Raw genomic sequence first — 10,764 nt, forward strand, 5'->3', positions numbered from 1 at the left:
CTTAAATCTCTGATCAACGGGGCGCCCGGCGGGAACTAAGGGGTAGTTGGGGAAACGTGGGGGTTTGTCATGGCCGTATCGGCTCAGACCGTCGAAAGGCGGGTTGAAAAGTCGGCGCAGGCGTTTCGCACGATCAGCGAAGTTGCGACCGAACTGGATGTGCCGCAGCACGTACTGCGGTTCTGGGAAAGCAAATTCAGCCAGGTTCGTCCGCTCAAGCGAGGCGGCGGCCGGCGTTACTATCGGCCGGAGGATATCGACCTCCTTCGCCGCATTCGCACGCTGCTCTATGACGACGGCTACACCATCAAGGGCGTACAGCGCCTTCTGAAGGAGAGCCGTGGCCGTCTGCCGCAGCCGCAGCGCCTCGATCTGGCGGCGGAAAGCGCGCTCGAAAGCCTGCGCATCGTGTCGGCACGCGCCGAAGCGATGACCAACGGGGCGGCGCGCCAGCCGTTGCCGCGGACCGGGCCGCAGCCATCGACCACGACGCCGCGGGCCGCCATGCTGGATCTGCACAAGCGCCGGGAAATCGAAACGGTGCTGGAAGACCTCGAGCAGGCGCTGACGCAGCTGCGCAGCACGCTGAAGGCTCAGAACTAGGTCGGGACCACGGATCGCTGCCGGGGGGCAGCGGTTCGAGGACTTGAACCGCCAGGTCGGGTAGGCATCTCCGGAAACGGTGACATCCACCTGATTTGTTTCGCTTTTTCGGCATCGTCAGAGGGGGACGCCGCCGTGATTTACAGCCGTGCCTTTGCGCATGATTCGGCGCGAATATCCGATATTTTATCATTCAATGACAATGAGTTGGAGGGTGATCTTCCGACTCTCGTTGAGCTGCTTTACTTGCGCCGAGGCCTCACTCAGCCGGGCGGCAAGCTGCCGCTGTTCGACCTCGATGGTCAGGACGTCGATGCCGCCATCGTCCGGCGCTGCGTCGAGCGCGGCTGGTCCGAGCCGTGGTTCAACAATCCGCTGAAGCCGGACTGGCTCGTGTGCAAGCTCACCGACGCCGGCCGTCGGGCGGCGACGGCGCCGTAACGACCCAGCTCACGACGGCAGCGGCGGCCAGCAGCGCCGCAGCCAGCAGGAACGGCGCGCCGGGCAGCCAGCCGAGCAGCCAGGCGAATGTTCCAGCAAACAGACCCGGGGCGAGCAGGCCGGCCAGGCTGCGGACCGAGCTGTTGGCGCCCTGCAGCTGGCCCTGCTCGGACGCGCTCACCTGCCTGCTCATCATGTCCATGGCGGCCGGGCCCGCGATGCCCCACAGCGCCATGATCGGGACGCCGACCAGGAACCACGCCCCCGAGGGCGCCAATCCATAAATCACCATGCCCAGCCCGCCCATCACGAGACCGGCGAACAGGGCGCGTCGCGGCCCCAGCCGTCCGACGATCGGTCCGACCAGAAGACCTTGGACGAGGGCGCTGCAGATTCCGACCAAGGCCAAGGTGAGGCCGATGGTCGTCTCGCCCCAACCATAGCGATAGGCAGCATAGAGAACGAACACCGAGGGCAGGACCTGGTGGGCGACGTTGGCGAGGAAGTCCACGGACGCCAGCCCGATGAGATGCCGGTGCGAGCGCAGCAGGACCAACGAGCCCAGCGGGTTGGCGCGCTTCCAGGCGAACGGCATGCGCCTCTCCGGGGGCAGCGATTCGGGCAGCACGAACCAGCCGAAGGCGGCGTTGATCAGGCAGGCCGCCGCCGACACCCAGAACGGCAGTCGGGGATCGAGGCCGCCCAGCAGGCCGCCGATCGCCGGCCCCAGGACGAAGCCGGCGCCAAATGCCATGCCGACGATGCCGAAGGCCTTGGCACGGTTGTCGGCCGTCGTGACGTCGGCGATGTAGGCGAACGAAGTGCTGATCGTGGCCGCCGTGATGCCCGAGATGACGCGGCCGACAAACAGCAGCAGCAGCGAGGGCGCGAGTGCCATGAAGATGTAGTCGAGGCCGAGGCCCAGGCAGGAAATCAGGATGACCGGCCGGCGGCCGAAGCGATCCGAGAGTGCGCCGAGCAGGGGTGAGAAAAGGACCTGCATCAGCCCCCAGACCGTGGCGAACACGCCGAAGATCTCGGCGGCGCCTGCGGTGTCGCCGCCCATGAAGCCCAGCACGATGCCGGGCAGCACCGGGATCATCACGCCCAGCGCCAGAACATCGAGCGTCACGGTGCAAAAGATGAAGGCGAGCGCGCGCCGGGTGTTCATCGGCATTGGGAAAGATGGCAGGGGAAGGAAATTGGTCGGGGCGACAGGATTTGAACCTGCGACCCCCAGTCCCCCAGACTGATGCGCTACCAGGCTGCGCTACGCCCCGACCGGTGCCGCGGCAATCGCCGCGGCAGGGGGCTTTAGCGCGAATGGCAGCGATGCCGCAAGCCGGCTTGCGCTGCCCCGGAGCCGGGCCGATACAGAACGGCATGAAATCCCCGGATCCAGGCCGGCGCGTCCTGCTGTTTTCCTCGATCGGCCATGCGCTGATGCACCTGATGACGGCCTTTTATGCCGTGATCGTGCTGACGCTTGCCATCGCCTGGAAGCTGCCGGCCGAGGATCTGCTGCGTCTCTATGCCCCCGCCAGCATCCTGCTGGGCGTCATGTCGCTGCCCGCCGGCTGGGCCTCGGACCGCTTCGGCGCCCCGGCCATGATGGTGGTGATGTTCGCGGGCCTCGGCCTGTCGTCGATCGCCTGCGGCCTGGTGCCGACCGGCGACACCTTCGCGCTGTCGCTGGCGCTCTGCGGCATCGGCGCGTTCGGCGCCATCTATCACTCCGTCGGCATCGGCTGGGTGATCCGGACCGCCAGGGAACAGGGCTACGCCATGGGCGTGAACGGCCTGTGGGGCAGTGCCGGCCTCGCCCTCTACGGCATCGTGCCCGGCGTGCTGATCACGCTTGCCTCGTGGCGCGCCGCCTTTATCGTGCCGGGCATCGTCTGCATCGCCGTCGGTGCGGTGCTGTTCGTCGAGATCAGGCGTGGCCGCATCGGCGATCGGCCGATGCCCACGACACATGGTGTCACGAACGGCGGCCGCAACTTCTGGCGGGTCTTCTCCGTTCTCTCGGTCACCATGGCGCTCGAGGGCATCACCTGGGCCGCCGTGATGTTTGGCGCGGCACTCGTGTTCCAGCAGCGCCTCGGCGATCAGATCGCCTGGCTGCGTGACAGTCTTACCTCCTGGGGGTTCGTCACCCAGGCCGTGCTGTGGGTCGGGCTCGCGACCTCGATGATCTACATCGTCTCCGGCGTGGCGCAGTACGCCATGGGCCGACGTGTCATCGACCGCTATCCACTGAAGACGACCTATGTCGTGGCCTCGGCGCTGCAGGTAGGCGCCATGCTGGCGCTCGCCATGGGCAACGGCTACGTCGCCCTGGCCGGCGCGATTGCCTCGGCGATCCTGAGTTCGGCGGCCGGCCCGGTCGAGAACATCCTGATCGCGCGCTACACGCCCAGCCGCTATCACGGGCTCGGCTTCGGCGCGAAGTTCGTCGTGGCGCTGGGCGCGAGCCCGATCGCCATCCTGGCGATCGCCTGGGTGCAGGAGAGCACCGGCAGCCTCGAGCTGTTGTTCCTGGGCCTCGCCGCCACGTCCGTCGTGATCACGCTGGTGGCGCTGCTGCTGCCGGGCGGCCGAGGCCAGGAAGTTCGTAGTCCGGCACCGCAGGCGGCGCCGGCGGAGTAGCGGCCGCTACTTGGTCGAACGCGCCGCCTTGTAGGCCGGCCGCGCGAGGCAGCGGTCGAGCCAAGCGCCGACATTGGGGAAAGGTGCGAAGTCGAACTTGATCGGCTTGGCCCAGCTCATGATCGAGGCGAGGTTGAGATCGGCCACGGTGAAGGTCGAACCGAGGAGATAGTCGCGGCCCTGCAGCGCGCCGTTCAGCACGGCGAACGGCTTGGGCAGCGCCTTCAGCGCCTCGGCCACGGCCTCGGGCTTGCGCTTGTCGGGCGCCGTCATGAACATGTCGATCAGGACGGTGAGCAGGGGCTTCTCGACCTCGGTCATGCCCCAAAAGCTCCACTGGTTGCAGAGCGCCTGGTCCTCGAGGCTGGCCGGCATGAAGCCGTTCTTGTTGTGCTTGGCCGCGAGATAGAGGTTGATCGCCATCGACTCGAACAGCTTGAAGTCGCCATCGACCAGCATCGGCACTTTGCCGTTGGGATTGATCTTGAGATAGTCGGCGGTCTTGAGGTCCTTCATCTCGAGCGCGACATGCTCGAACGGAATGTCGAGTTCGTGCACGATCCACAGCGCGCGTGCGGCGCGCGAAGCTGCGGGCCCGTAAATCTTGATCGTCACCAGGCTTCTCCCCAAGAAAGCGTCCGGCGGACGATAATGCAGCCCGCCGGTCCGGTCTAACTATTCCCCGCCTCTATTCCGCCAGCCCATACTCCGCGCCGACATAGCCGTGGCGATGGCCGAAGCGCTCGGTCATCACCGTCGCCAGATCCTTCTCGGGGCCTGCAATCCAGCCGCCCGCCCGTACCGCGTAGCCTTGCGCCCGTGTCGCCGCCCGCGGCGCGTCGCCCTTCTGCAGGGCGCGGGCGGCGGCCATCACCAGCTTGCGGAACTCGACGATGCCGACATCGGTCGGGCCGAGGTGCTCGCGGGTCCGGTCCTGGATCGCGCCCTGGCTGTCCTGGATCGCGGCGTCCTGATCGGAGACGCCGCTGATGCCGGTGTAGCTCAGCGCCTTCTGCAGTTCGCGGTCGATCATGTAGTCGTTGCGGATGTTGCGCTTGGGCACATAGTCCTCGCCGATCTCGGCATGGAGGCTGAGCCCTGTCGCGTACTTGGCGCGTTCGGCATTGGTCAGCGGACGGTCGGGCACCCAGCTGTAGGTGTAGACCCAGCATTTCGTGTCATCGACCGGCACCCACGTCTGGCCATGATAGACCTCGCCGGGGAAGGCGACCGGCACCAGCGCGTGGTTGGGCGCGAGATACTGCGCGATGCGCCAGTAAAGATCGGTCGAGTCGGTCTTGCGGCCGGCGGCGATCACCAGGCCGGCATCGTGGCTCTGGATCCTGAATTTCGGCCGGGGATCGTCGGTCACCCAGCGCATGCGATCGGCCAAACCGCCTTCCTGGCCGATCGCCGACGTCTTGCGCAGGATGTCGAGCTTGACCGCCTCGTCCTTGGTCGGGATGGCATGGAGGAACGAGAAGTGGGCTGTGTCGATGGCGCCCTCGAGGCTCTGCACCCAGTTGCAGTCCTGCCACTTCTTGGAAACGTAGCGATGCCCGGCCGGAACCAGGCCGAGCTCGAGCTGCGGCAGCTCCGGCATGTGCTCGCGCGGACCCATGTAGACCCAGATCATGTCGGCCCATTCGCGCACCGGATAGGCCAGCAGTTTGATCGTGTCTTTGTACGAGGATTCCGGCGGGGAGGTCGGCAGGTCGACGCAGTTGCCGTCGAGGTCGAACTTCCAGCCGTGGAAGGCACAGCGGATACCGCACTCCTCATTGCGCCCGAAATAGAGGTTGGCGCCGCGATGCGGGCAGTGCTGCTCGACGATGCCGACGCGGCCGTCGGTCTGGCGGAAGGCCAGCAGCTCTTCCCCCAGGATCTTGATCTTCTTCGGTGGGCCGTCGCGCTCGGCCAGTTCCTCGGAGAGGAGCGCGGGCATCCAGAAACGGCGCAGCAGGTCGCCCATCGGCGTCCCGGGGCCGCTTTGCGTGAGCAACGCGTTGTCGGCTTGGCTCAGCATCAGTCCCCCAATCCGTATTGGTTGCCGATGTATCCGCGATCGTGGCCAAAGCGCTCGGCCATCACCGTGGCGAGATCCTTCTCCGGCGCGGCAACCCAGCCGCCGGAGCGCACGGCATAGCGTGATGCGAGCCTGGGCTGGTTCGGCGCTTCGCCAGCCGCCAGGCGGCGCGCCGTGCCCATCATCAGTTTGCGGAACTCCACGATGCCGATGTCGGTCGGCCCGAGATGCTCCTTGGTGCGGTCCTGGATCGGGCCCTGGCTGTCCTGGATGGCGGCATCCTGCTCGCTCACACCGGTGATGCCGGTGAAATTCTCGTTCTTCTGAACGCTGCGATCGCGCAGGTAGTCGTTGGCCCGATTGCGCAGCGGCTTGTAGTCCGCATCGACTTCCGAATGCACGTTGAAACCGCCGCGGTACTTGGCGCGTTCGGAGTTGGTGAACGGCCGCTCCGGTTGCCAGCAATAGCTGTAGATCCAGCAGTTCACGTCGTCGACCGGCACCCACGACTGGCCATAGTAGACCTCGCCGGGGAAGGCGGCGGGTGTGTAGGCGTGGTTGGGCATCAGGAACTGGGCGATGCGCCAGTAGAGGTCGGGGCTGTCGGTCTTGCGGCCGCCGCCGATCACCAGCCCGGTCTCGTGGCCCAGCACCTGGAAGCGGGGACGCGGATCGTTCTGAACCCAGCGCACGCGGTCGTCCGGCTTGGCCTGGTCGCCCAGCGCCGCGTTGCTCATCGCACGCCGCGCGGATTCCTCGTCGGTCGCCAGCACCTTGTGCAGAAAGGAGAAGTGCGAGGTGTCGATCGCACCTTCGAGGCTCTGCACCCAGTTGCAGTCCTGCCACTTCTTGGTGACGAAGCGCGACGAGGCGGGCACCAGCGCCATCTCGAGCTGCGGCAGCTCGGGCATCAGCTCGCGCGGGCCCATGTAGACCCAGATCATGTCGCCCCATTCGCGCGTCGGGTAGGCCAGCAGCTTGATCGTGTCCTTGTAGGACGATTCCGGCGGCGAGGTCGGGAGGTCGATGCAGTTGCCGTCGATGTCGAACTTCCAGCCGTGGAAGGAGCAGCGCAGGCCGCACTCCTCGTTGCGTCCGAAGTAGAGATTGGCACCGCGGTGCGGGCAGTGCGGCCCGACGATGCCGACCCGGCCGTCGGTCTGGCGAAAGGCCAGCAGATCCTCGCCCATGATTCGGATCTTCTTCTGCGGCCCGTCGCGTTCCGGCAGTTCCTCCGACAGAAGCGCCGGAATCCAGAAGCGGCGCAGCAACTCGCCCATCGGCGTGCCCTTGCCGCTTCGCGTCAGGAATTCGTTGTCGGCCTGGCTCAACATTATGCAGTTGCCTTGGCGAGAGCCTGATCGAGATCGGCAATGATGTCTTCCACCGTTTCGATGCCTATCGACAGGCGAAGCACGTCGGGTCCGGCGCCGGCGGCGACACGCTGCTCGTCGGAAAGCTGGCGGTGCGTCGTCGACGCGGGATGGATGATCAGGCTCTTGGCGTCGCCGATGTTGGCGAGATGGGAGAACAGTTCGACGCCGTCCACCACCCTCACGCCAACGTCGTAGCCGCCCTTGACGCCGAAGGTGAAGATCGAGCCCGCGCCCCTGGGCAGGTATTTCTTCGCAAGCTTGTTGTACTTGTTCGAGGGCAGGCCGGCGTAGTTCACCCAGGCCACGGCCGGATGCTTTTCGAGATATTGCGCCACCTTGGCCGCATTGGCGCAATGCCGCTCCATGCGCAGCCCCAGCGTTTCTATGCCGAGCATGGTGAGCCAGGCATTGAATGGCGCCTGGCTGGGGCCGAGGTCGCGCAGGCCAACGGCATGGCTGTGGAAGGTGTAGGCCATGTCGCCGAAGGTCTCGTGGAAATTGAGGCCGTGATAGGCGGGCTCGGGGCCGGCGAGGCTGGGGAATTTCCCGCCACGCGACCAGTCGAACTTGCCGGAGTCCACGACCGCGCCGCCCATCGAGGTGCCGGTGCCGCTCAGGAATTTCGTGGTCGAGTGCACGATCAGCGTCGCGCCGTAGTCGATCGGCTTGCAGAGGTAGGGCGTGGCCAATGTGTTGTCGACCAGCAGCGGCACGCCTGACGCTTCGGCGATGCGGGCGATGGCCTCGATGTCGCTCACCACGCCGCCGGGATTTGCCAGGCTCTCGATGAAGAAGGCCTTGGTGTTTTCCGTGACCGCGCGCTTGAAATTCTCCGGCTGGTCGGCGTCGACGATCACAGCCTTCCAGCCGAACTTGGGATAGGTGTTCTTCATCTGCTGCAGCGAGCCGCCGTAGAGCCGCGAGGAGGCGACGATCTCGGCGCCCGGGCTCATCAGCGGGAAGAGGGCGAGCACCTGGGCGGCGTGGCCCGACGAGGCCACCGTGCAGCCGCGACCGCCTTCAAGAGTGGCGAGTCGCGCCTCGAGTGCGGCATTGGTCGGGTTGGTGAGCCGCGAATAGATGAAGCCCACGGTCTGGAGGTTGAACAGCGCCGCGGCGTGGTCGGCATCCTCGAAGACATAGGCCGTGGTCTGGTAGATCGGCAGCGCCCGGGCGCCGGTGGCGGGATCGGGTGCGGCGCCGGCATGGACCGACAGGGTCTCGAAGCCGAATGTCTTGTCGCTCATGGACCTCTCCACAATGTCCGGCCCCAAATTGTCCGCCGCCGTGCGGAAAACATGGAAACCGACTTTGCCTCCGTCAGGATGGCATCAAATTGTTGCCAAGTCGTTGAACTTGCCAGCGATTTCGCAGACAGGAAGGAATGGCCAATGTCCGTCGAAAGCGGACATTGCGGAAATCGACTTCGAACTTTTTCGCGCCGCGCCCGGGCGGGCCTGGAAAGGGCGCAAGGAAGGGTGGCAGGAAATCATAGGCAAATTCCTACCATGCATCGTGACGAACGTCAAACCAGCCCGGCGATGAACTGGATCGCCTGCCGGTCGGAACGGGCGCGCCAGGCGCCGGCGCGATAGAGCCCGATCAACCCGTGTGCGAGGCCCCAGAGGCGGAAGACGCGCGCCTGGGCGTCCGCACTCCCGATGGCGGCGACGGCGGCGGCCGTCACGCGCCGCATCGCGAGGCCCGGCCCGTCCGCCGTGGTGTACCAGTCGCGTAGCGGCAGCGAGAACATCAGGTCGTAGAGATGCGGCTCGGCGAAGGCGAAGGTCGCATAGGCGCGGACGAGCGCCCGGGGCTGGCCGGGCGACACCTCTTCCAGCGCATCGGCTAGTCTTCCGAAGCCGAGCGCCGCGACCTCGGCCTTGAAGGCCTCGAGCGAGGCGAAATGCCGGTAGAGCGCGCGGTGGTTGACGCCGATGCGCTCGGCCACGGTGCGCAAGGCGAGGGCCTCGCGGCCGTCCTGCGTCAGGAGGGCGAGGGCGGCCTCGATCGCGGCGCGCTTCGTGTCGCCGTGGTGGAAAGTGGCGCGCCGGACCTTACGCGGCACGGCGTCAGGTGCGCTTCTTCGAAACGTGCCAGTCGACCATCATCTCGCCGATCTCCACACCGTCCTCGCTGCGCAGCGATACGACGATCGGGAAGCGGACCTTGCCCTCGGCTTTCACGGCCTCGATCAGGGCTTGGGGCTCGGCTTCGACCCGGGCCTCGGCCGTTACTGCGCCTTTGGCGAGGCCGAAGTAGCGGATAGAGGCCTCGGCCGCGACCGGCCGGATCTCGGGCAGGATGGCTGCGAAGGCGCCGGCCATTGCCGCACCCGACGCCGTTTCGCCTAGCGCGAAGAGGGCGGCCGCGTGCTGCGTGCCGATGTGGTTCAGGCCCTCGGGGCGGAACGGCAGGTGGGCCGAGGCGCGGCCGCCGGCGATGCTGTCGATTTCGACGCCGGCCAGGCGGGCGAACGGCACGCTCTGGCCGAGGTGGCTGCGGATCATGTCGTAGATCATGGCGGTTTCCCTATATGTCTCCATTGGCGACATATAGGCTGCGACATAAACGTTGTCGAGTCCCGGCCGAGGCCCGTCAGCTTGATGTAAGCCTTGGACGCTAAGGGAGGGCCGTGCGCTTCGCGGTCACTGGCCAAGCAGCACGGTGGTGTGGGAAGCGAGGCGCGTTGAATCGATTTCTGACCAAGGACTTCCTGTCCGGGGCGATGTTCATCGCCTTCGGGCTCTTGGCGCTCTACTACGGCCAGAACCTGGCGATCGGGACGACCGTCCGCATGGGGCCGGGCTACGTGCCGCGCATGCTGGCGCTGATCATGATGGGGCTGGGCGCCGTCATCTGCCTTGTTGCGCTGGTGAGCGGCGCCGAGCCTGTCGAAAAACCGAAATGGAAGCCGATCACCCTGGTGACCATCGGAATTATTTGCTTCGCCCTGCTGTTCGAGCGCGCCGGCCTGCTGCCGGCGCTGGTCGTGCTGATCGCGATCTCCTCGCTGGGCGGGGAGGAATTCAAGCTGACGGAGGTGATCGCCAACATGGTCGTGCTGGCGATCGTTTGCACCGTCGTCTTCAAGATCGGTCTCGGGATGAATATCTCCATCGTGCGCGGAGTGTGGTGAGATGGAGATCTTCGACAACCTCGCCCTCGGCTTCGGCGTCGCCTTCACCTTCCAGAACCTGCTCTATGCCCTGATGGGCTGCATGGTCGGCACGCTGATCGGCGTCCTGCCCGGCATCGGTCCCGTGGCGACCATCGCCATGCTGCTGCCGATCACCTTCCACCTGCCGCCGACGGCGTCGCTGATCATGCTGGCCGGCATCTACTACGGCGCTCAGTACGGCGGCTCGACGACGTCGATCCTGGTCAACCTGCCGGGTGAGGCGTCGTCGGTCGTGACCTGCCTCGACGGCTACCAGATGGCGCGCAAGGGCCGCGCCGGTGCGGCGCTGTCGATCTCGGCGGTCGGCTCGTTCTTCGCCGGCACCATCGGCACCATCATCATCGTGATCTTCGCCGAACCGCTGACGCGCATGGCGCAGAAATTCGGGCCCGCCGACTATTGCGCCCTGATGGCGCTTGGCCTCGTTGCCGCGGTGGTCCTGGCCAGCGGCTCGGTGACCAAGGCGATCGCCATGGTCTTCCTCGGCC

General features: G+C 66.2%; 12 protein-coding genes and 1 tRNA gene. 5 read left to right on the forward strand and 8 right to left on the reverse strand.

All coding sequences use genetic code 11. The features are described 5' to 3' along the window. The first annotated feature begins 69 nt into the window (after nt 1-69). Both EPO55_RS18120 and EPO55_RS18125 read left to right on the forward strand, forming a co-directional pair. On the forward strand, nt 70-603 hold the full coding sequence (locus EPO55_RS18120) for a MerR family transcriptional regulator (RefSeq protein ID WP_296338478.1): 534 nt from the start codon (nt 70-72) through the stop codon (nt 601-603). A gap of 246 nt (nt 604-849) precedes the next feature. Then, complete coding sequence (locus tag EPO55_RS18125; protein WP_296338480.1) at nt 850-1,044, forward strand: hypothetical protein; 195 nt, start codon at nt 850-852, stop codon at nt 1,042-1,044. Here the strand turns inward: EPO55_RS18125 and EPO55_RS18130 are convergent. Then, nucleotides 1,007-2,221 (reverse strand): TCR/Tet family MFS transporter, encoded by a 1,215-nt coding sequence (locus EPO55_RS18130; protein ID WP_296338481.1) that lies wholly within the window; start codon nt 2,219-2,221, stop codon nt 1,007-1,009. The two genes, EPO55_RS18125 and EPO55_RS18130, sit on opposite strands and share 38 nt — an antisense overlap. A gap of 26 nt (nt 2,222-2,247) precedes the next feature. Further along, a tRNA-Pro gene (locus EPO55_RS18135) sits at nt 2,248-2,324 on the reverse strand. Nucleotides 2,325-2,427: 103 nt separating this feature from the next. Here EPO55_RS18135 and EPO55_RS18140 point away from each other — a divergent pair. Next, entirely contained in the window at nt 2,428-3,693 is a 1,266-nt protein-coding gene (locus EPO55_RS18140; protein ID WP_296338482.1) for an MFS transporter, read from the forward strand. A 6-nt stretch (nt 3,694-3,699) separates the two neighbouring features. Here the strand turns inward: EPO55_RS18140 and EPO55_RS18145 are convergent, their stop codons facing one another. From EPO55_RS18145 to EPO55_RS18170, 6 genes are all read right to left on the reverse strand, one after another. Further along, the gene (locus EPO55_RS18145) at nt 3,700-4,308 is read right to left on the reverse strand and encodes a glutathione S-transferase family protein (protein ID WP_296338483.1); all 609 of its coding nucleotides are present in this window, start codon (nt 4,306-4,308) and stop codon (nt 3,700-3,702) included. A gap of 73 nt (nt 4,309-4,381) precedes the next feature. After that, nucleotides 4,382-5,719: a Rieske 2Fe-2S domain-containing protein gene (locus tag EPO55_RS18150; RefSeq protein WP_296338484.1), complete on the reverse strand. Its 1,338-nt coding sequence runs from the start codon at nt 5,717-5,719 to the stop codon at nt 4,382-4,384. Beyond that, on the reverse strand, nt 5,719-7,053 hold the full coding sequence (locus EPO55_RS18155) for a Rieske 2Fe-2S domain-containing protein (RefSeq protein ID WP_296338485.1): 1,335 nt from the start codon (nt 7,051-7,053) through the stop codon (nt 5,719-5,721). Before EPO55_RS18155 ends, EPO55_RS18150 begins: the two co-directional genes overlap by 1 nt. Beyond that, nucleotides 7,053-8,342 (reverse strand): O-acetylhomoserine aminocarboxypropyltransferase, encoded by a 1,290-nt coding sequence (locus EPO55_RS18160; protein WP_296338486.1) that lies wholly within the window; start codon nt 8,340-8,342, stop codon nt 7,053-7,055. The genes EPO55_RS18155 and EPO55_RS18160 overlap by 1 nt, the downstream gene beginning before the upstream one ends. Before the next feature lie 278 nt (nt 8,343-8,620). Continuing rightward, a complete protein-coding gene (locus tag EPO55_RS18165; RefSeq protein WP_296338488.1) occupies nt 8,621-9,163 on the reverse strand; it encodes a TetR/AcrR family transcriptional regulator in 543 nt (180 codons plus the stop codon). Nucleotides 9,164-9,167: 4 nt separating this feature from the next. Next, the gene (locus tag EPO55_RS18170) at nt 9,168-9,617 is read right to left on the reverse strand and encodes a DUF4442 domain-containing protein (RefSeq protein WP_296338489.1); all 450 of its coding nucleotides are present in this window, start codon (nt 9,615-9,617) and stop codon (nt 9,168-9,170) included. Between the two features lie 167 nt (nt 9,618-9,784). Here EPO55_RS18170 and EPO55_RS18175 point away from each other — a divergent pair, with 167 nt between their 5' ends. Further along, nucleotides 9,785-10,234 carry a tripartite tricarboxylate transporter TctB family protein gene (locus EPO55_RS18175; protein ID WP_296338490.1) on the forward strand — a complete coding sequence of 150 codons (450 nt, stop codon included), beginning with the start codon at nt 9,785-9,787 and terminating at the stop codon, nt 10,232-10,234. 1 nt (nt 10,235) lies between these two features. Next, the coding region (locus EPO55_RS18180; RefSeq protein WP_296338491.1) for a tripartite tricarboxylate transporter permease at nt 10,236-10,764 on the forward strand (529 nt) is incomplete at its 3' end.

The organism is Reyranella sp. (assembly GCF_004296935.1).
Lineage (GTDB): Bacteria > Pseudomonadota > Alphaproteobacteria > Reyranellales > Reyranellaceae > Reyranella.

What these genes read in the sequence shown, in the direction of transcription:
- EPO55_RS18170 (WP_296338489.1), bottom strand. Translation starts at nt 9,617, where the DNA reads ATGATCTACGACATGATCCGCAGCCACCTCGGCCAGAGCGTGCCGTTC.
- EPO55_RS18130 (WP_296338481.1), bottom strand. Translation starts at nt 2,221, where the DNA reads ATGCCGATGAACACCCGGCGCGCGCTCGCCTTCATCTTTTGCACCGTG.
- EPO55_RS18160 (WP_296338486.1), bottom strand. Translation starts at nt 8,342, where the DNA reads ATGAGCGACAAGACATTCGGCTTCGAGACCCTGTCGGTCCATGCCGGC.
- EPO55_RS18150 (WP_296338484.1), bottom strand. Translation starts at nt 5,719, where the DNA reads ATGCTGAGCCAAGCCGACAACGCGTTGCTCACGCAAAGCGGCCCCGGG.
- EPO55_RS18155 (WP_296338485.1), bottom strand. Translation starts at nt 7,053, where the DNA reads ATGTTGAGCCAGGCCGACAACGAATTCCTGACGCGAAGCGGCAAGGGC.
- EPO55_RS18140 (WP_296338482.1), top strand. Translation starts at nt 2,428, where the DNA reads ATGAAATCCCCGGATCCAGGCCGGCGCGTCCTGCTGTTTTCCTCGATC.
- EPO55_RS18120 (WP_296338478.1), top strand. Translation starts at nt 70, where the DNA reads ATGGCCGTATCGGCTCAGACCGTCGAAAGGCGGGTTGAAAAGTCGGCG.